Source organism: Nocardioides pini (genome assembly GCF_026712185.1).
Taxonomy (GTDB): domain Bacteria; phylum Actinomycetota; class Actinomycetes; order Propionibacteriales; family Nocardioidaceae; genus Nocardioides; species Nocardioides pini.
In genome coordinates, this window is record NZ_JAPPUX010000005.1 from 559324 (window position 1) to 579290 (window position 19967).

At 73.6% G+C, this 19967-nt stretch carries 17 protein-coding genes; 9 read left to right on the plus strand and 8 right to left on the minus strand.

The features are described 5' to 3' along the window. Positions 1–34: 34 nt before the first annotated feature. The 6 genes from NYO98_RS19525 (at position 35) to NYO98_RS19550 (ending at position 7720) form a co-directional block, all read left to right on the plus strand. A complete protein-coding gene (locus NYO98_RS19525) occupies positions 35–2983 on the plus strand; it encodes a helix-turn-helix transcriptional regulator (RefSeq protein WP_268113485.1) in 2949 nt (982 codons plus the stop codon). A gap of 80 nt (positions 2984–3063) precedes the next feature. After that, positions 3064–3834 (plus strand): sucrase ferredoxin, encoded by a 771-nt coding sequence (locus tag NYO98_RS19530; protein WP_268113487.1) that lies wholly within the window; start codon positions 3064–3066, stop codon positions 3832–3834. Between the two features lie 99 nt (positions 3835–3933). Further along, on the plus strand, positions 3934–4197 hold the full coding sequence (locus NYO98_RS19535; protein ID WP_268113489.1) for a hypothetical protein: 264 nt from the start codon (positions 3934–3936) through the stop codon (positions 4195–4197). A gap of 124 nt (positions 4198–4321) precedes the next feature. After that, entirely contained in the window at positions 4322–5479 is a 1158-nt protein-coding gene (locus NYO98_RS19540; RefSeq protein WP_268113490.1) for a JmjC domain-containing protein, read from the plus strand. Then, entirely contained in the window at positions 5476–6360 is an 885-nt protein-coding gene (locus NYO98_RS19545) for a sucrase ferredoxin (protein ID WP_268113491.1), read from the plus strand. Before NYO98_RS19540 ends, NYO98_RS19545 begins: the two co-directional genes overlap by 4 nt. 43 nt (positions 6361–6403) lie before the next feature. Further along, entirely contained in the window at positions 6404–7720 is a 1317-nt protein-coding gene (locus tag NYO98_RS19550) for an MFS transporter (RefSeq protein WP_268113493.1), read from the plus strand. On the opposite strand, the gene NYO98_RS19555 is transcribed toward NYO98_RS19550, so the two are convergent. From NYO98_RS19555 to NYO98_RS19565, 3 genes are all read right to left on the minus strand, one after another. Further along, entirely contained in the window at positions 7717–8727 is a 1011-nt protein-coding gene (locus tag NYO98_RS19555; RefSeq protein ID WP_268113494.1) for a hypothetical protein, read from the minus strand. The two genes, NYO98_RS19550 and NYO98_RS19555, sit on opposite strands and share 4 nt — an antisense overlap. Next, positions 8724–9023, minus strand: a complete 300-nt coding sequence (locus tag NYO98_RS19560; protein ID WP_268113495.1) for a hypothetical protein — start codon at positions 9021–9023, stop codon at positions 8724–8726. Before NYO98_RS19560 ends, NYO98_RS19555 begins: the two co-directional genes overlap by 4 nt. A 209-nt stretch (positions 9024–9232) precedes the next feature. Then, positions 9233–10021: a DEAD/DEAH box helicase family protein gene (locus NYO98_RS19565; protein WP_268113496.1), complete on the minus strand. Its 789-nt coding sequence runs from the start codon at positions 10019–10021 to the stop codon at positions 9233–9235. 105 nt (positions 10022–10126) lie between these two features. Between NYO98_RS19565 and NYO98_RS19570 the strand changes: the two genes are divergently transcribed. Further along, positions 10127–10657: a hypothetical protein gene (locus NYO98_RS19570; protein ID WP_268113497.1), complete on the plus strand. Its 531-nt coding sequence runs from the start codon at positions 10127–10129 to the stop codon at positions 10655–10657. A 298-nt stretch (positions 10658–10955) separates the two neighbouring features. Here the strand turns inward: NYO98_RS19570 and NYO98_RS19575 are convergent, their stop codons facing one another. After that, positions 10956–12023, minus strand: a complete 1068-nt coding sequence (locus NYO98_RS19575) for an IS110 family RNA-guided transposase (RefSeq protein WP_268113498.1) — start codon at positions 12021–12023, stop codon at positions 10956–10958. Positions 12024–12137: 114 nt separating this feature from the next. Next, positions 12138–13367, minus strand: a complete 1230-nt coding sequence (locus tag NYO98_RS19580; protein ID WP_268113499.1) for an MFS transporter — start codon at positions 13365–13367, stop codon at positions 12138–12140. 81 nt (positions 13368–13448) lie between these two features. Between NYO98_RS19580 and NYO98_RS19585 the strand changes: the two genes are divergently transcribed. Then, positions 13449–15392, plus strand: a complete 1944-nt coding sequence (locus NYO98_RS19585) for a M3 family metallopeptidase (protein ID WP_268113501.1) — start codon at positions 13449–13451, stop codon at positions 15390–15392. A gap of 66 nt (positions 15393–15458) precedes the next feature. On the opposite strand, the gene NYO98_RS19590 is transcribed toward NYO98_RS19585, so the two are convergent. Together NYO98_RS19590 and NYO98_RS19595 are read right to left on the minus strand one after the other, a co-directional pair. Further along, positions 15459–17465: a M4 family metallopeptidase gene (locus tag NYO98_RS19590; protein ID WP_268113502.1), complete on the minus strand. Its 2007-nt coding sequence runs from the start codon at positions 17463–17465 to the stop codon at positions 15459–15461. A 253-nt stretch (positions 17466–17718) separates the two neighbouring features. Beyond that, a complete protein-coding gene (locus tag NYO98_RS19595; RefSeq protein WP_268113503.1) occupies positions 17719–18429 on the minus strand; it encodes an SGNH/GDSL hydrolase family protein in 711 nt (236 codons plus the stop codon). Between the two features lie 84 nt (positions 18430–18513). Between NYO98_RS19595 and NYO98_RS19600 the strand changes: the two genes are divergently transcribed. Then, a complete protein-coding gene (locus NYO98_RS19600) occupies positions 18514–19314 on the plus strand; it encodes a GNAT family N-acetyltransferase (RefSeq protein WP_268113504.1) in 801 nt (266 codons plus the stop codon). 286 nt (positions 19315–19600) lie between these two features. Here NYO98_RS19600 and NYO98_RS19605 read toward each other — a convergent pair whose 3' ends face one another. After that, positions 19601–19891: a Dabb family protein gene (locus tag NYO98_RS19605; protein ID WP_268113505.1), complete on the minus strand. Its 291-nt coding sequence runs from the start codon at positions 19889–19891 to the stop codon at positions 19601–19603. Between the last annotated feature and the right edge of the window lie 76 nt (positions 19892–19967).

Consider the following 19967-nt stretch of genomic DNA (forward strand, 5'->3'; position numbering starts at 1 on the left):
GCGAGTGTCTGACCGGCACGACACAATGTCGTCCGTGCCGACCCTGCGGACCACCGATCTCATCGGACGCGATGCCGAGCTGGAGCAACTCACCGCCCAGCTCGGCATTCGCACGTCCGGAGCCGGTTCCTCCGCCGGCGCGGGTGGCCCCGGCGACGCCCCGGCCCGGGCCGTGCTCGTCGGCGGCGACGCCGGCGTGGGCAAGACCCGCCTCCTGATGGCCCTGCGCGACGCGGCCCTCGAGGCCGACTGGCAGGTCGTCGCCGGCCACTGCCTCGACCTCGCGGACAGCTCGCTGCCCTACCTCCCCTTCTCCGAGATCCTCGGCCGCCTCATGGCCGACCTCCCCGACGTCACCGGCCGCGTGCTCGAGGTGCACCCCACCCTCGCCCGCCTCCAGCCCGGCCGCCGGATCCGCAGCAGCGAGACCGCGTCGGGCGACCAGGCCCTCGACCGCGGCAACGTCTACGACGCGTTCGGCCACCTCCTCGCCGCCGTCGCGGAGCGCGCCCCGGTCCTCGTCGTGGTCGAGGACGCCCACTGGGCCGACGAGTCCACCCGCGACATGCTCAGCTTCCTCTTCTCCCGTCCGGTGCCGGGCGTGGCGCTCGTCGTCTCCTACCGCGCCGACGACCTCCACCGCCGCCACCCGCTCCGCCGCCAGGTCGCGGAGTGGATGCGCCTGCGCGGCGTCGAGCGACTCCAGGTGGAGCCGCTCGCCGACGACGCCGTGCGCCTCCTCGTCCGTGCGCTCCACCCGTCCACGCTGTCCGAGGCCGAGTACGTCTCGATCGTCGACCGCGCCGAGGGCAACCCCTTCTTCATCGAGGAGCTCGTCGGTGCCGCGTCGTCGGGGCAGGTGCCCGGCGAGCTCGCCGACGTGCTGCTCGTGCACCTCGACCGCCTCGACGAGACGACCCGTCGCGTCGTGCGGCTCGTCTCGGTCGCGGGCCGTCAGGTCAGCCACAACCTGCTGGCCGCCGTCTCCGACCTCGACGCCACCGAGCTCGAGACCGCGCTGCGCAACGCTGTCGACGCCCACGTCCTCGTCGCCTCACGCGGCGGCACCTACGCGTTCCGCCACGCCCTGCTCGGCGAGGCGGTCTACGACGACCTCCTGCCCGGCGAGCGGATGCGGCTGCACGCCGACTTCGTCGCCGCCCTGGGGGAGGGCCGGGCGATCGGCACCGCGGCCGAGCTCGCGCAGCACGCCCGCCGTGCGGACGACCGCCCGGTCGCCGTGCGTGCCTCCATCGAGGCGGGCGAGGAGGCGCTCGCCGTGGGCGGCCCGTCGGAGGCGGCGACCCACTTCCTCGACGCGCTCGAGCTGGTCGACACCGCCCGCGTTCCGGTGCCCGACGTCGACGTCTTCGCGCTGACCCGACGGTGCGCCGAGGCGCTGATCGCCTCCGGCCGGGTGCAGAAGGCCGTGAAGGTCCTCCGGGCCCGGCTCGCGGCCCTGCCGGTCGACGCTCCCGCCGTCGACCGTGGCCAGCTGCTCACGTCCCTGGCGTCGGCGCTGATGCTCACCGACACCACCGAGTCGCCCCGCGAGACCGCCGCGGAGGCCGTCGAGCTGCTGCGGGGCGGCCCGCCGAAGCTCCTGGCCCGTGCGCTCCTCGTCCACGCCCAGAGCCTGGGCGGGTGGCACGCCGACGAGGCGCGGAGCATCGCCCTGCAGGCCCTCGAGCTGGCCGAGCGCAACGACCTCACCAGCCTCGCCGTCGAGCTGCACGCGACCGTCGCGGGGCTCGACCCGGAGGGCGGCGCGAGCCCGAGCGCCGGGTGGCGCGCCGCGGCCGACCGGGCGCGACGGGCCGGCCTGATCGAGCCCGAGCTCCGGGCGCTCTACCTGCTCGGCCGGCTCCACCACGACGAAGGAGACCTGCCCCGGGCCGTCGAGGTCTACCGCGAGGTGATCGAGCGCAGCGAGGTCGGTGGCCTGACCTGGTCGCCCTATCCCGCCGAGGCCCGGTTGCTGCTCGCGGTCGCGCTCACCCACCAGGGCCTGCTCGACGAGGCCTGGGCCCTGCTCGACGTCAGCGGGCAGAACCCGCCCATGGTGTTCGAGTGGCTCTACTTCGCCCACCAGATGCTGATCACCATCGGCATCCGCGGCCGCCGCAAGGAGCAGGCCCTCGAGCGGCTCCGCGACTACTGGGGCACCGACGGGCTCACCGCGCTCTCCGCGGGCAGCGCCGAGATCATGCGGGCCGCCGCCGCGGGCGACGGGGCCCTCGCGGTGTCGGTCTACGACGACGTGGTGGCCGTGGTCGTGCCGCTGTGGCACGAGTGGTTCCAGGCCCGGCTGCGGCTCGCCACCCTCACCCTGGCGGCCTTCGCCGCCGCGGCGCCGCACCAGTCCGCCGAGGAGCGGGACGCGGCGGCCCACGACGTCGAGCGGATGGTCGCCGACGGCGGCCGGGTGATCGACTTCTACGCCCCCTACGACGGCAGCCACGGCCCGGAGTACCGCATGTGGGTCGCCCGGCGCACCGCCGAGCACCTGCGCTGGTGCTGGCTGGCCCAGGTCGACCCGCCCTCGGCCGACGACCTCGTCGCGGCCTGGCGCGCCGCCGAGGAGACCGCGGTCGCCTACGGCAGCGTGCCGGAGGTGGCACAGACCCGGGTGCGGCTGGCCGGGGTGCTGCGCGCGGTCGGCGACACCGCCGGGGCCAGGACGGTGGCCGACCAGGCACGGCAGGCGGCGCACGCGCTCGGCGCCCAGCCGATGCTCGACGAGCTCGTCGCCCAGGGGTCCGCACCCGCGCCCGCCACGTCCGCCCAGACGGCGACGCTCACGCCGCGCGAGGCGGAGATCCTCGCCCTCGTCTCGGAGGGGCGGTCCAACGGCGAGATCGGCAAGCAGCTCTTCATCAGCACCAAGACCGTGTCGGTCCACGTCTCCAACATCCTGGCCAAGCTCGAGGCCGCGTCGCGCACCGAGGCCGCCGCGGTGGCCCGCCGCCGCGGGCTGCTCTGAGGCGCGCTCCGTGACCGGGCGCCGGACCGGCGGCGGTCCTGGGCGCGGGCGGGTGGGACCCGTCCGTCAGACTTCTGGCCATGCCTGACTTCCGGTGCTCGATCGCCAGCCTCGTCGACGACGAGCCGATGGCCGGCACGGCGCCCACCGACGCCGAGATGCTCCTCGTGGAGAGCCCCGGGCCGTGGGGCCGCGACGCCGTCAGCGACAACCGCCTCCCCGAGGCGGTCCGCGAGCACCTCGGGTCGGTCGAGATGAAGGTCCTCCTGCTCCGCCGGCCCGACGGCAGCGCCGGCCCCGGCACCCACGTCTTCCACGCCCGCGCCACGGAGGCGGGCTTCGACGTGCGCGCCACCGTGCTCGACCGGCCCGAGGACCTCCTGCGTCTCGACCTCGCCGAGATGGCGGCGTACGACGGCCCGCTGTGGCTGGTCTGCACCAACGGCAAGCGCGACCGCTGCTGCGCCGAGGTCGGCCGACCGATCGCCGGCCGGCTCGCGGAGACGTGGCCCGAGGCCACGTGGGAGACCACGCACCTCGGTGGCCACCGGTTCTCCGGCACCCTGCTCGGACTTCCCAGCGGGATCACGCTCGGCCGGCTCGACACCGACACCGCGGTCGAGGCGTGCACCGCGGTCGGGCGCGGCGAGGTGCCGCTGCCGTGGACGCGCGGGCGGGCGGGCCGCCCGGCGCTGGACCAGGCCCGCGAGCTGCACGTCCTGGCCGGCGGCGATCCCGCCGACGAGCTCGTGGCCGTGGCCGGTCCGCCGCGACGGCAGTCGTGCGGCGACGACAAGGTCAAGGGCACGACCCGTTTCGAGGTCCGGGAGACCGAGCCCGTCGGGGGCTGACCCCGTCCCCAGGGGTGTGGGACGGTGGACGCGGCGCGCACCAGACTCGACCCAATCCCCGGGGCGGACCGTCCGTCGCGGCACAGCGAGGAGGAACCCATGACGACTCCCGGAAACCCGCTCGGCGACGACGAGATGAGCACCGAGGGCGTCGACCCGACCGGTGTCGCAGCCGGCCCCGGCACGGACGCCGACGGCACCGACGCCGATGGCACGGACGGTGACTCGACCGACGCCACCGACGGTGACTCCACCGACGCCGACGCCGACGGCACGGACGCCGACGGCACGGACGGTGACTCCACCGACGCCACCGACGGTGACTCCACCGACGCCGACGGCACCGACGGGACCGCGCTTTGAGCCCGGATCCACCGATCTCTCGCCTGCTGCGCGCCACCATCCGGGCGCGCTGGCTGCGTTGTCGCGCGCTCGACGGGCCTAGCGGCCCGCCTTCGGCACTCCGCCTTGCCATCACACCCGTCTGATGGCGCTCGCGACGGCGTCGATCGGTGGATCCGGACCGAGCGCTCTCGACCGCCTCACGGGTGACGCCCAGACCTTCGTCGACAAGGTCTGGGCGTCCTCGGTCCACGTCCACCACACCGACCCGGCGTACGGCGCCGAGGTGCTCTCGCTCGCCCACGTCGACCACCTGCTCACCGAGACCGCCATCCGCACCCCCGCGGTCCGGGTCGCCCGCAACGGCTCGGTGCTGCCCGAGTCGTCGTTCACCCGCGGCGGCAGCCTCGCCGGCAAGCCGCTCACCGGCCTGGTCGACCCGGTCAAGCTGATGCGCCTGCACGACGAGGGCGCCACCATCGTGCTGCAGGGCCTCCAGCGCTACTGGTCGCCCGTCGGTGACCTGGTCGCGGAGCTGGAGCTCGAGCTCGGCCATCCCTGCCAGGCCAACGCCTACCTCACCCCGCCCGGGGCCCAGGGCTTCGCGGTCCACTCCGACTCCCACGACGTGTTCGTCATACAGACCCACGGCACCAAGATGTGGGAGGTGCACGGCGAGGGCGGGCCGGGCGACCTCCTGCTGGAGCCGGGGGTCGTGGCCTACCTCCCCACCGGCACCCCCCACGCCGCGCGGGCGCAGGAGTCGGTCTCGCTGCACCTCACGATCGGCATCAACCAGCTCACGTGGCGCAGCCTGGTGACGCGGGAGGTCGGCCGCCTGCTCGCCGCGGTGCCCGACGACCACCTGCCCGCCGGCTACCTCGACGACCCCACGCGCCTCTCCGAGGGCCTCGCCGACCACCTCGCCTCCGTCGCCGACGCCGTACGCCGCCTCGACCCCGGCGCGCTCGCCGCGGGCCAGGTCGAGGGATTCCTGAGCGGCCGCCCGCCACGGCTGGCCGGCGCGCTGCTCGACCGTGACGCCCTCGCGACCGGGATCGACGCCGGCACCCGGCTGCGGCGTCGGCGCGGGCACCCGTGCGTCCTCGTCGACGACGGTGACCAGGTGCGGGTGATGATCGGCGACCGCGTCCTCCGGGTGCCGGCGCGGGTGCGACCGGCCCTCGAGCACGTCGCGGACCGTGCCGAGCTGGCTCCGGGCGACCTCCCCCTCGACGACGAGAGCGCGCTCGTGCTGTGCCGGCGGCTGGTGCGGGAGGGCCTGCTCGAGGTCGTCCGGTGACCGACTTCCGGTGCGCGACGGCCAGCCGGGCCCGCAGCGACGAGCTCGCGGGAACGGCCTCGACGGTCCGCAGCTACCTCCTCCTCGAGCACCCCGGGCCGTGGGGCGCCGACGCCCTGCGCGACGCCCGGCTGCCCGAGGGGCTGGGTGCCCATCTGCAGGAGCAGGCGCGGCGGCACCGGGTCCGGGTGCTGCTCGTCCGGCGGCCCGGCAGGCGTGCCGGCGGAGGACCGACCCGGGTCGTCGCCGCGCGGGCGGCGGGAGCGTCCTCGTGGGCGGAGGCCGTCGACCTCGACGCGATCGACGACGTGCGTGACCTCGACCTGGCCGCCCTCGGTGCCGGCAGGACGCTCGGCCTGCGGCCGGAGACAGCACCGGTCCTCGCCGTGTGCACCCACGGGCGCCACGACGCCTGCTGCGCCGAGCTCGGCCGGCCGGTCGCCCTCGAGCTGGCGGCCGGCCCGCACGGCGCCGGGGTCTGGGAGACGTCCCACGTCGGGGGCGACCGGTTCGCCGGCAACCTCGTCGTGCTGCCGCGCGGTCTCTACTACGGCGGGCTCGACCCGGAGTCCGCCCGGCGGGTCGCCGAGGCCACGGACCGGGGCGAGGTGCTCCTCGAGCACCTCCGGGGGCGCTCGGACCTGCCCATGCCGGCGCAGGCCGCCGACATCGACGTACGCCGCCGGACGGGCCTGACCGGATTCGACGACGTGCACGTCGTGTCGGCGCGCACCGCGGGCGACGTCACCACCGTCGTCCTGGAGGCAGCGGGATCGACGCACGAGGTGCGCGTGCGGCGGGTGCTCGGCGCCGCGGAGCAGCTCACCTGCCGGGCCACCCGCCCCAACCCCGTCACGAGCTTCGAGGTCGCGCCCGCGTGAATTCGGGTGCCCACGGCGAGCGTCGGTGGGACACTCCACGCTCGTGACCTGGACCGAGCGCGTGCGCGCACTGCGCATGGACGTCAGCCCGTTGCGGGAGTCCCGCGACTTCCGGCTGCTCTTCACCGCCGGAAGTGTCTTCTACCTCGGCAGCATGGTCGCCTACGTCGCCGTCCCGTTCGCGATCTACGACCTCACCGGGTCGAACCTCATGGTCGGGCTCGTGGGTCTCGTCGAGCTCGGCCCGCTCGTCGTCTTCGGGCTCTACGGCGGTGCGCTGGCCGACCACGTCGACCGCCGTCGGCTGCTGGTCGCCACGGGTGCCGCCCAGGTCGTGCTGATGCTGGCCTTCGCGTGGAACGCCTTCCTCGACGAGCCCCGCGTGTGGGTGATCTTCGTCGTCGCCGCGCTCTACGCCGCGGTCAGCTCGATGCAGCGGCCATCTCGCGAGGCCCTCGAGCCCCGCACGGTCCGGCACGACCAGATCCCCGCTGCCAACGCGCTGAGCAGCTTCGCGATGCAGTTCGGTGTGCTCCTCGGGCCATTGATCGGCGGCCTGCTGGTGGCCTACGTGGGGGTCGGCTGGTGCTTCCTCGTCGGGCTCGTGGGGTACGCCGTCGCGACCGGGCTGTTCGCCGCGATGCGGCCCTACCCGCACGGCGGCGACACCACGCCGCCGAGCCTGCGCGGGATCCACGAGGGCCTGACCTACGCGTTGCGCCGCCGTGACCTCCTCGGCACGTACGTCGTCGACATCGCGGCGATGATGCTGGCGATCCCCGTCGTGCTGTTCCCGGCGCTGGCGCACGAGGTGTTCGCGCGGCCCGAGCTGCTCGGTCTGCTCTACTCCGCGGAGACCGTCGGCGCGCTGGTCGCCACGGCCCTCAGCGGCTGGGTGGGACGCGTGCACCACCACGGGCGCGCGATCGTCATCGCCGCGTGCCTCTACGGCGGCTTCATCGCCCTCGCCGGCCTCATGCCGTCGTTCTGGCTGGCGTGCGGCTTCCTGGCCCTGGCCGGCGCGGCCGACATGGTCTCCGCCGTGTTCCGCTCGACGGTCTGGAACCAGACCATCCCCGACACGATGCGGGGCCGGCTGGCCGGCATCGAGATGCTGTCCTACTCGGTCGGCCCGATGGTGGGCGAGACGCGCGCCGGTTTCGTCGCGGACGCGTGGTCGGTGCGCGGTGCCGTCGTCAGCGGCGGCGCGGCGTGCGTGGCCGGCGTGGTGCTGACCGCCGTGGCCCTGCGGGACTTCTGGTCCTACGACTCCCGCACCGACGTGCACGCGATCGCGGAGCGCGAGCGGCGTACGACGGGGGCGGCGGGGGCGGCGGGGGCGCCCGACGAGCGCGTCTAGCCCAGGCGGTCGCGCAGGTCGGTCGGTCGGTCCGCCGGCGCCCACTCGGCACGGTCGACGACCAGGCGGGGACGTCCGGACTCCGCGTCCCGGAGGTCGCGGGCGGCTCGGTCGGCCTGCGCCTGCTCGCGCTGCGCGACGGCCTCGGCGTCTCGCGCCTCGACCCTCGCCTCGGTGAGCTCGCGGTGCAGCGACTGGACCTGGGCGGCCTGGGCCTGGACCTCCTCGGGCGGCGCCTCGGCCAGCACGAGGTTCTCGAGCCGACCGAGCGCGGTCTGCTCCCGGCGCCGGAGGGCGTCGACCGTGCCGCGGGCGGCCTCCGCTGCGTCGCCGGCCTGCACGGCCTCGAGGGCCTCCTCCGCCGCCTCGCGGCGCAGGTCGCCGAAGCGCACCTCGCGGGCACCGGACGGGACGAGCCTGGCGCGGTCCTCGTCGGGGTGGACGCCGGCGTGCTCGGCCAGCGCCCGGACGAGGTCGCGGGTGGCGGCCCGGCGGGCGTCGCGGAGCTCCACCTTGGCCTCGAAGCAGGCCTGGTAGGCCTTCCAGTCGTTCTCCCACGCGTCGACCTGCTTCTGGCCGGCGTCACCGGGCAGTGTCTCCACCGGGGGCCAGATCCGGTTGTCGCGCACCTCGAGCCCCTTGCTGACGGCGAAGTCGCGCAGCTGCTCGAGGCCCTCGCGGTGCCGGCGCAGCACGTCGGAGTAGGCGTTGACGGCGCGGCCGAGCCCGCGGAGGTGGTCGCGGACGGTCGCCGACTCATCGCGGCGGCGGGCGGCGCGGTCGCGGAGCGTGTCGGCCGCCTCACCGGCGAACACGTCCTCCGACAGCTGGGACGTGCGCTCGAAGGCGTCGACGGCGAGCTCGACCTTGGCGGCGAGCCGGCGCACGGAGTCGCCGTAGGAGTCGACCTCGTCGGGCTCGAGCCAGTGGTAGTGGCAGCCGATCGGGTCGCCGAACTGGAGCGCTTCCTGCTGCGTCTCGATCCGGTCGGCGACCACCCGGGTCATGGCGTCACCTGGTCGAGGCCGGCGGCGAGCGTCGCGGCCTGCCCGACCATGAGGTCGAGCTCGTCGAAGTCGACGACCGAGTCGTCGATCGCCCCGGCGAGGGTGCGGCACCTCGTCGCGACCTGCTCGGCGTCGTCGACCAGGCTCCGGACGCCCTCGACCACGAGGTCGCGCCACGGGAAGTCGTCGGCGGGGTGGTGGAGGTCGCCCAGTGCGGCCCGGAGGTCCTCGCGCGCGGAGTCGAGCTCCTCCCGGGCGCCCCGCAGCGCCCGCTGGTTGATCGCGATCGGCCTCATGGCGTCCTTCTGCCCCGATGAACGGCGCCGAAACCAGAAGTCGTGGAAATGTGAACGACGGGCTCGCGCGCGGCCTGCCCGGTCCGGACCTCCACCCGAGGCCCGCCCGGTCCGTCGATCGGACCGAAGCCGCGTGCCCACCCGCCCGGCGAGCGCCGACGCCGGGCGGTCGAGGTCGTTCGGTCCGGTCGACGGTCGTACGGGACGCGTCAGACGTGGCCGCTGAGCTGGGCCATCCGCAGCTCGAGGCGGCCCAAGAGGTCGTTGCAGGCCTTCTCCGGCATCGCGGAGCGCTTGTCGCCGCCGCGGGCGCACACCGGGAGCACGTCGATCGACAGCCTGGCGCCGCCGGCGAGGGCGCGCAGCTCGTCGAGCCTGTCGCCGAACGGCGTGCCGCTGCCGGGGGAGTAGTAGCGCACCGCGGCATCGACGTCGTCGGCGAAGAGGTCGGCCTTGGTGACCGCCACGACGAGCCAGGTCGGCCGGTCGCGGCGCACCGCCATGCTGGCGATCCGGTGGGCTGTGATCGCCCAGTCCTCGAGCTCGGCGGCCAGCTGCTCCTCGCGGGTGGCCAGCGCCGCGCCGGTGGTGCCGCCCGTCCGCCGCGGCGTCGCGTGACCCCAGGCCACGACGTGCAGCACGCCGTCGACGGGCTCGTCGTGGAAGACCTCGTCGAGCGCCCCGAGCCGGGTGGCGGCGTTCTCGCCCGGCACGACGCGGAACCGGTAGCCGCGCAGCCGCGCGTTGCGACGCGTACGACGCTCCATCACCGCGGAGCCCACGTCGGCCCCGCCGGCCGCCTCCGCGCTGGCCCGGCGCGACAGCCGGTCGGCCAGGCGCGTCTTGCCGACGCCGGTCATGCCGGTCACCGCCACCGTCGGGTAGCGGTGCCGCAGCAGGCGGGAGGCCCGCTCGGGGGCCTGGGAGAGCGCGGCGAGGGCACCGCCGGCGATGGTCGTGCCGATGGCTGCCTTGCCGTGTCGCAACGGTGACTGCATGGCCCCATCCTGTCCGACGGGCGTTCGCCGGTTGGCCTTGCACCCACCCGTCTTGGATGATGGCCCGACACCGACGACCCGCGTGAAAGGCCCCTCCCCACCGACATGGACACCGAGAACCGCCCCGTGCTGACCGGGCTCATCGCCCTCGTCGGCGTCGCCGTGGTCATCGGCCTGCTCGGCGGCCTCGCCATCATGGTCGGGGTCAAGGCCACCGGCATCGGCGACGACTCCGCGGCCAGCGACGAGCCGTCCTCCTCGGCGACGTTCCGGCTGCCCAAGCCCTCGGAGACCAGCACGGAGACCACGCCCGAGGAGACGGCCGGGACGACCCCCGGCACCGAGCCCTCGTCGGAGGCCCCGGCCGCGGGCATCTCCCTGTCGGCGGCCCAGCAGTCGGTGAGCCCGATGCAGCAGATCGACCTCACCGGGACCTACCAGGGCGGCGAGGGCGCGATCCTGCAGGTGCAGCGGATGGAGAACGGCGCGTGGTCGGACTTCCCGGTGACCATGTCGGTCAGCGGCGGCACCTTCGCGACGTACGTCCAGACGAGCCGCACCGGTCCCAACCAGTTCCGCGTCGTCGACACCGACTCCGACGTCGTGTCCAACGAGGTGACGGTCACCGTCGGCTGATATGTAGCCCTCGGGTGTCAAGAGGGCGTGGTGAGGCGCCGCCGACACTGGGTGTGTTGGCGGCGCCTCTCTTGGCGTGGTGGATGTCGTAGGGCCTGTCGCAGCGTGTCGTTCTCGACGCGCGGTCAATGCTGATATTCGCGGGTTGGGTACCGCAGGACGGCGTGCGGCGGGAGTGGTCTGCTTGTCTGAGGTCGAGCGTCACGAGCGTGCTCGTGGCTCACAGCCGAATCGCGGACCGGTTCTCCTCGCGCTGCTCGTCAGGTCCTCGACGGGCCAGCCAAGTCTCGTTGCGGGTCTACACGGCTGGCTCGAGGGTGGCCAGGGACCAGCACCAGCCGGCAAGCTCGCGCGCGATCGCGGTGTTCGCGACCGTGTGTGTCTTGTGCCGTCGGGTGTAGGTCGCCCAGCGCTGGTTGAGCCGGGTGTTGCCAGCATGGGCGCGCACGCGCGCGGCCTCGGGAGCTTGTTCCCAGCGGGCGCGCAGGACCGGGCCGACGGTGTAGCGGGCCTTGTGGTGCCAGGCTGCCTCGATCAGCAGCCGACGGGCGTGGCTGTTGCCGGTTTTCGTGATCGAGCCTTGTCGGCGGGACTGGCCGCTTGAGTGCTCGGACGGCACCAGCCCGAGGTAGGCGCCGATGCCGTGCCCGTTGAACCGGTGCCAGTCGCCCAGCTCGACGGCCAGCGCAAATCCGGTCAGGGTCGAGATTCCCCGCAGGCAGCACAAGCGGCGGGTCACGTCGGTGAACTCGCTGTCCGCCGCGAGCTGGGTGATGAGCGCGTCGAGCCGGTCACGGCGCGCGACGGCGAACTCGATCGCTTCCAGATCGGCCTCGTAGGCGCATCGGGTGCCGAGCTCCTCGAACCGGATCCTGTGCAGCCACGCGTGGTGCTTCTTGGACCAGGTCTGGCCGCCGTAATACACGTGGCCATGGCGCAGCAGCAGCTTGCTCACCCGGTGCCGAGCCCGCATCAAGTCGCCGCGGACGTCCTCGCGTGCACGGACCAGGTCGCGTGCTGCCTCCTGGGTGATCGTCGGCACCCGGACACTGGTGATGTCGTCGTTACGCAGCAGCTTGGCCAGCTGCAAGGCGTCACGGGCATCGGTCTTCACCCGGTCGCCGGCCGGACGGGACAGCTTCGAGGGCGCTGCCATCTCGCAACGGATGCCGGCGCTGGTCATCGCGCGGGAGAGCCCGAACCCGGTCGGGCCCGCCTCGTAGGTGACGGCGACCGGGCCCGGCAGCCTGCCCAACCAGCCGAGGACAATCTCGTTCGACGGGACCAGCCGCTCCTTGAACAGCTCACCCGTCATCGTGTCGATCGCCGTCGCGACGACCGAGCGTGCGTGCACATCGAGTCCCACACTCGTACGCTCAGTGAACACCGGGGCCTCCTATGCCTGTGGATAGGTCGAGCAGGCCGCTCCTGCCCGACAACCCACGTACATGCATGCGAGAGGCCCCGGCCTGCAACCCCCTCACCCCGAGGCGGTCACGCCATAGCGTCTGAGCGCCGCCCGAGCCACGTCGACCTGCCGGGTCCAGTAGCCCACCCAGCCCGCGCCGGCCAGGCAGAGGACGCCGACGGTGGCGCACGCGACCGCCAGCGGGGCGACGGCGGCGACCGCGCCGACCAGCAGCGGCCCGCCCGTGTTGCCGATGTCGCCGCACAACCGCCAAGCGCCGAGGAACTGCGACCTGCCGTCCTCGGGGGCGGCGTCCGCGCCGAGAGTCATCACGATGCCCGACCCGAGGCCGTTGCCGCAGGCGATGAGCGCCATCACCAGGGCCACCGACACCGCGGAGGTCGCGAGCGGCAGCAGCAGGCAGGCCACGGCCATCGACAGCACCACCGGCACGGCGACGACCATCCGGCCGCGGGTGTCCATCAACCATCCGCCCGGCCACATGAAGGCCACGTCGATGGCGGCGGCGCCGGCGAAGATGAGGGACGTCGTGGACGCCGACAGCCCGACGTGGTCGGCCCACAGCGGCAGCAGGCTCAGCCGCAGGGAGCGGCTCACCCCGAGGATCACCACCGCCGTGCCCAGCGTGGCCAGCAGCCGGCGGTGCGAGCCGATCACCGTCCACACGCCCAGGTGACCCGTCGCCCGGGCGGCGGCGCGCTTCTCCTCGCCGAGGTCGGGCATCGTGGCCGCGAGCAGGGACGCGACGACGGACATCGCTGCGGCCAGCCAGAAGACGCTCGTCAGGTCGGAGACGGCGATCAGCGCGGCACCGATGAGCGGCCCGACCAGCACCCCGACGCGGTAGGACCCGCCGAGCAGCGACATCGCCCGCGCGCGGTGGCTGGCGGGGACGACGTCGATCATGAAGCCCTGCCGGGCGATGAGGAACAGCGTCCAGCACACGCCGCTGAGCAGCACGCCGGCCGCCAGGCCCAGGACCGAGTCGGTCAGGGCGGCGAAGACCATCGCGCAGGCGTCGACGAGGCCCGCGCCCACCAGCGCCCGCCGCTCGCCGATCCGCGCGACGAGCGCGCCGGACGGCAGGCTGGCGACCAGCTGACCGACGCCGAGGAGCGCCACGATCGCGGCCGCGACGCTGATGTCGGCACCGAGGTCACGGGCCCGCAGGGCAAGCACCGGCAGCATCGCGCCGTGGCCGACGGCGGAGACGATCGAGGGGCCGTACGCCACGAGCCAGATGTCGCGGAAGCGGAACGTGACGTCCCCCGAGGTGCTCACCCGGACACGCTACGGGTCGTCGCCCCGGACGTCGCCGCCCGTGCGGTGGAGCTCGTCACACGGCCGCCGTAGGCTCCAGACGTGGACCCCCGGACCGAGACCCAGCCCGCTCCCATCGACCTCCCCGGCGGCGGTGACTGGCTCGCGTGGGTGTCGCAGCGCTGCCAGGACCAGCTCGACGAGGCCCGGCGCCAGGCCGGCCTGGTGAAGGCGGGCTCCTCGGACGCCCCGGTCGTGCTCGTCGCCTGGAACAAGGCCGAGACCGCGATCGCCAACGCCGAGGCCGTCTCGCTCTGGGCCGAGGTGCACCCCGACGCCGAGGTCCGCGACCGCGCCGACGACCTGAGCCAGCAGGTCCAGAAGTACGTCACCGAGCTCGGCCTCGACCGTGACCTCTACGCCGTGTTCGACCGACTGGCGACCGAGTCCGACCTCTCCGGCCTCGACGCCGACGCCCGGCGGGTGCTCGAGCACACGCTGCGCGACTTCCGTCGCGCCGGCGTCGACCGCGACGAGGCCACCCGCGACCGGCTCCGCGAGCTGAGCGAGCAGGGGGTCAAGCTGTCCCAGGACTTCGGCCGCAACATCCGCGACGACGTCCGGTCGATCCGCATCTCGCCCGAGCGGCTGGCTGGCCTGCCCGACGACTACCGCGCCGCCCACGAGCCCGGCGACGACGGCCTCGTCACGATCACCACCGACTACCCCGACCTCGTCCCGTTCATCACCTTCGGCGCCGACGCCGAGGCCCGCCACGAGCTGGCGCTCGCGCAGAACAACGTCGCCTGGCCGGCCAACGACGCGGTGCTGCAGCAGCTGCTGGCGGTGCGCCGCGAGACCGCGGAGCTGCTCGGCTACGCCTCCTGGCCCGACTACGACACCGAGGTGAAGATGATCGGCAACGGCCAGGCGGTCGCCGACTTCATCGACCGCGTGGGCGAGGCGGCCAAGGAGCGGGCCCGCGACGAGGTCGGCGTGCTCCTCGAGCGGAAGCGGGTCGACGACCCGTCGGCCGACACGGTCGCCACCTACGACTCGCGCTACTACTCCGAGCTCGTGCGGCGCGAGCAGTACGACGTCGACGGCCAGGTCGTGCGCACCTACTTCCCGTTCGAGCAGGTCCGCCAGGGCCTCCTCGACGTCACGGGCCGCCTCTTCGGCTTGGGCTGGACGCCCGTGTCCCGCGAGGACGCCGGCACCTGGCACGACGAGGTCGCCAGCTACGACGTCGACCTCGACGGCACCCGCATCGGGCGGATCCACCTCGACCTGCACCCGCGCGAGGGCAAGTTCAAGCACGCCGCGCAGTTCGACATGGTCAAGGGCATCGCCGGCGAGCAGCTCCCCGAGGGCGTGCTGGTCTGCAACTTCAACCGCGGCCTGATGGAGCACGACGAGGTCGTGACCCTCTTCCACGAGTTCGGCCACCTGGTCCACCACGTCCTCGCCGGGCAGGGCGAGTGGGCCCGCTTCTCCGGCGTCGCCACCGAGTGGGACTTCGTGGAGGCGCCCAGCCAGATGCTCGAGGAGTGGGCGTGGGACGCCGACGTCCTGGCGACCTTCGCGCGCAACGAGGCGGGCGAGACGATCCCGGCCGACCTGGTCGCGGCGATGCGCCGGGCCGAGCAGTTCGGCAAGGGCCTCTACGCCGTGCAGCAGATGTCCTACGCCGCGCGGTCCTACTGGTTCCACGCCGGCGCACACGACGACCTCACGGCCTACGGCGACGAGCTGCAGCGCCGTTACTCGGTGTTCCCGCCCCTCGACGGTGCTCACATGCACTGCGCCTTCGGCCACCTCGACGGCTACTCGTCGGGCTACTACACCTACATGTGGTCGCTCGTGATCGCGAAGGACCTCTTCTCGGCCTTCGACCGCGACGACCTGTTCGCGGCCGACGTCGCGCTCGCCTACCGCGACAAGGTCCTCGCCATGGGCGGGCGCGAGGACGCCGCCGACCTGGTCGCCGACTTCCTGGGCCGGCCCTACTCCTTCGACAGCTGGGCCGCCTGGCTGGCCGAGTGAGCCCCCACGCGCGCCGGACGGGGCGGGGCAGCAGCGCTGCCCCGCCCCGTCACGAGGTGCCGGACGTCAGGAGACGTTCAGCGTGGTGTCGTCGACCACGAAGCTGGTCTGGAGGGACGAGTCCTCGGTCATCGTGAAGCGGATGGTGACCGTCTTCCCCTTGTAGGCCGTGAGGCTGTGGGAGTACTGCGTGTAGGTCGCGTTGGTGCCCACGTTGCTGAAGCTGCGCAGCGTGGTGGCCGTGCTCCCGTCGACGACCTGCACCCGCATGGTGTCGTACGCCGTCGAGCCGCTCTCGGCGGTGTCCGTGCGGATCCAGTACGACAGCGTGGCTGCGGTCGCGGTGGACGGGATGGTCACCGTCTGGTTGACCGTCTCCGTTCCGGCCGAGCCGTTGCCGCCGAGCCAGAGCTTCCACGAGCCGGTGCGGGCCGGACGGCCCGTGTTGTTCGTGATCGGGCCGGCGGTGCCGGTCCAGGTCGTCGCGCCCGACTCGAAGCCCGGGTTGCCGAGGATGTTGCCACCGGTGGGCGGGGGCGTGGTCGTCCCGCCGCAGGTCGGGTCGCCGGCCTGGGCCGGCACGTTGACCGCGTCCCAGGCGTTCTTGACGGCGTTGAACTGGGCGCAGGTGCTGTCGAGGTTCTTGGCCGCGGTGAGCGTCCAGGTGCGGTACTTGAGGTAGCTCGACGAGCTCGTCTTCATCAGCATCGCGTTGTAGAGGACCTTGATGGCGGCCTGCTCGCCGATGCCGGTGGTCGAGGTGCCGTCGCACTTCGAGACGCCGCCACGCGAGAGCAGGTAGAACCAGTGGTCGCCCGGGCCGGCCGCCGCGTGGACCTCGGCGGTCGGGATCGAGCTGGTGTAGCACGAGGGGTCGCCCACGTTGGCCGGGTTGGAGCCGTCGCGGATCGGGCCCTGGCCGACGAGGTTGATCTCCTCGCCGATCGTGTGGTCGGGCACGTCGTACGGCGACGGCTGGGCGTCGTAGTACTCGGTGGCCGTGGCCAGCGCGTCACCGATGAACTCCTGCGTGCCGCCGCCGGAGATGCCGCCGGGGGTCTTGTCGTCGACGCCGTGGCCGAACTCGTGCGCGACGACGTCGATCGAGGAGATCCACTGGTTGGCGTTGTTGTGGCCGATCTGGACCTGCGTGCCGTCGTAGTAGGCGTTGACGTCGTTGAGGCCGACGCGGATCGGCACCCAGCCGCCCGAGCCGTTCATGCCGCTGCGGCCGAGCCACGACGACATCATCGACTTCATCTGCTGCGCGGCGTAGAGCGCGTCGACGCAGCCGGTCTCCTTGCTCGTCGCGTTGCCGTTGCCCCACAGGTCGTCGGTGCCCGAGAAGGTGGCGTTGGTGGCGGCGTCCTGGCACTTCAGGGTCGTCGCCGTCGGGTCGGTCATCGTGTAGCTGCTGCCGGAGCCGCTCGTCGCGATGGGCAGCGGGTTGGGACCGGAGTACGCCGCCGTGCCGGAGCCGTGGGCGATCTGCTCGCGCGCCTCGAGCACGCTGCCGTCCTGGGCGTCGACCCAGACCTTCTGCCACGACACCTCGCCGGCGTCGGTGCCGCGGACCTCCACCTCGTAGGCCAGGCGGGTCCCGGCGTCGCGGTGCCAGACGACGAGCTCGGGAGCCGAGGCGTCGGTGACCTCGTCGACCTGGCCCTCGGCGACGGCGGCTGCGCGGGCCGCGGGCACCTTGGCGGTGGTGGAGGCGAGGTCGACGGGTGCCTCCTGGGCGACCGACGACCCGACGACCGTGCCGTCGGCGTCGGCGAGGACGACGAAGTCGCCGCCGACCACGCGCAGGCCCCCGTGGGTCCGCTCGTAGGCCATCGAGTAGATGCCGTTGTCGCCCTCGAAGGTGCCCGTGCGCACGAACGAGTCGGCAGCGGCGCGCTCGAGCGCCTGCCCGTGGCCCTTGACCCAGGCGCTGGCCGCCTGCTGGGCGTCGAGGCGGGGGTCGCCCGCCGCGGGTGCTGCACCGGCCGAGGTGGCGGTCGGAGCCAGGAAGGATGCAGCGACGGCGGACGCTGCGACACCGGCCAGGACGGCCGGACGGAGTGATTTCACTGGGGTTTTCCAATCATGAGTTCGCGCCGGACGACGCGAGGGTGGATTGGGGTGTTGCGGACCAGTGCACAAACTCGCAATCGGCCGGGGGGCCGTCAATGAGCGCCGATCTGCGGGTTCGTGCAACGCGAGAAGATGCACCGTTCGGCCGATCGTCGGCGGAAGTGTCCGATAGCCGGAGGCGGGCAGCCTTCGGCGGCCGATCATCGGATCGGCGCGGGCCGGGACCGGGGTGCGCGCCCGGCCGGTGCCCTCAGCGGCCGAGCAGGGCCGGTCGCGCGGGCGTCACCCCGGCGAGGCGGTCGGCGACGGCGTCGCCGAACTCGCGGTGCCCCCGGTCGGTGAGGTGGAGCCGGTCGTCGAGGTAGTCGAGGTCGAGGTCGCTGGTGCGCACGTAGGGGACGCCGTACAGGTCGGCGAGGACCGCGAGACGCTCGTCGACGCGCGGCACGGCGCCGGCGCGGAGCGGAGCCGTCGCGGGACCGACGACCACGACGCGGGCGCCGGCCAGGTCGGCCATCAGCTCGCGGAAGCCGCGGTCGATGGCGCGCGCGGGCTGGTCGTAGTCGTTGAGCCCGCCCTCGACCACGACGAGCGGGGGGCGTACGCCGAGCGCGGTCGGCGCGCGGTCGTGGAAGGACACCCGGCCGCAGCCGCTGGCCCCGGCGCTGAAGCCCGAGCCGGAGAAGCCGCGGACGTGGACCTCGCCCGGGAGCCGGGCGGCCCAGGAGCCGGCCAGGTCGTCCAGGCCGAGGCCGACCGACCACGAGTCGCCGATCACGAGCACCCGCTCACCCCGGCCCGTCACGACGCCTGCGCGCTCGCGCGCGTCGAGGCGGTGCTGCTGGCAGCGGGTCGGGCCGGCGTCGGCGTAGTCGGCGACGTAGAACGCCATCAGGGCAGCGATCAGCACCGCGATGGTCGAGACGCCGACGACCCGGCGCAGGTTCCCCCGATGGAGCACGAGAGAAGTGTGCGGCCTCGAGGCCGTTCCGCGCAGGCGAAAACCCCTGAGATTCCCCTGACTTCGGCACCTAGGCTGCCGCCCATGACGAGCGACGCCCTCCTGGTGGCCTACGACGAGCAGCTCCGCACCGACGCCGAGATGGCCCGGGCCGTCGAGGTCGTGCGGGAGGGGCCGCTCCTGTGGGGCGTCTTCGACCACGGCGGCTTCGTGTCCTACCGCGACCTCGGTGGCGCCGACGGGCAGGCGCTCGACGCGCTCATCGAGCGGACGGTCGCCCACTACCGCGACGACACCGACGTCGCGGCGTTCGAGTGGAAGTCGCGCGGCCACGACCTCCCCGCCGACCTCGGCGACCGGCTCGTCGCCCACGGCCTCGTCGCCGAGCCGCTCGAGACCGTGATGATCGGCGAGGCGTCCCTGCTCGCCGTCGACGTACCCCTCGCCGAGACGCCCGAGGGACCCGTCGTCGTACGCCGGCTCGAGCCGGGCCCCACCGCCGTCGAAGACCTCACGCGGATGCTCGACGCGCAGGAGTCGGTCTTCGGGACCGGTCGCGGCCCGTCCGTGGAGTCGTCCCTGGCCGAGCTCGAGTCCGCCAGCTCGGAGTTCTGGGTCGCCGAGGTCGCCGGCCGCGTCGTGTGCGGCGGCCGCCTGACCCCGGTCGCGGGCACCGAGTTCGCGGGGATCTGGGGCGGCTCGACGCTGCCGGACTACCGCGGTCGCGGGATCTACCGCGCCCTCGTCGCCGCCCGCGCCCGCTCGGCGGCGGCCCGCGGCATCCGGTTCATCCACTCCGACTGCACCGACATGTCCCGCCCGATCCTCGAGCGCTCCGGGCTCCGGGCCGTGACCACCACGACGCCGTACGTCTGGACCCGCTGAGCGCCTCGCGTCCTGCCGTTGTCGGTGTCCTGCCGCTGTCGGGATCCCCGCTCGAGCGGGGACTCCGGCTCCTGGAGGCCGTTGTAGCCGCCTCGAGGAGTCAGACTTCCCCTCCACGTCGGCCCGGTTGCGGTCGTACGCCGCCCGGCTCCCGCTGCGTCATACCGATCGGGACGTATGGGTGCGGGTTCGTATGACGCACGGGGTCGGCGCCGGGAGCGTCATACCGATCGGGACGTATGGGTGCGGGTTCGTATGACGCAGGGGGTCGGGGGCGGGGGCGGGGTCAGAGCCGCGCGTAGTCGATCTCCAGGAAGTCGGCGACCTCGGGCACCCAGCGGTCCGCGACGAAGGCCGTGTGCACGGGGTGCTCGTTGTAGCCGTCGTACGCCGCCTGGTCGGCGAACTCCATCGAGAAGCCGAACGCGAAGTCGTTCTTCGGGCTCGTCTGGCGCAGCTGCTCGAACGCCGTGACGCCGGGGATGTCGGCCAGGGCCGTGGCGGCGGCCAGGAAGTCGGCCTCCTCCGGGGAGCCGGGGGCGTGGTGGAGCCGGAACGCGACGGTGTGGCGGATCATGCGCCAAGGCTAGGGGGAGCCAGGTCACACGAACTTCGTGTCCGGATCGGGGAACATCCGCGCCGGACCTGCGTTG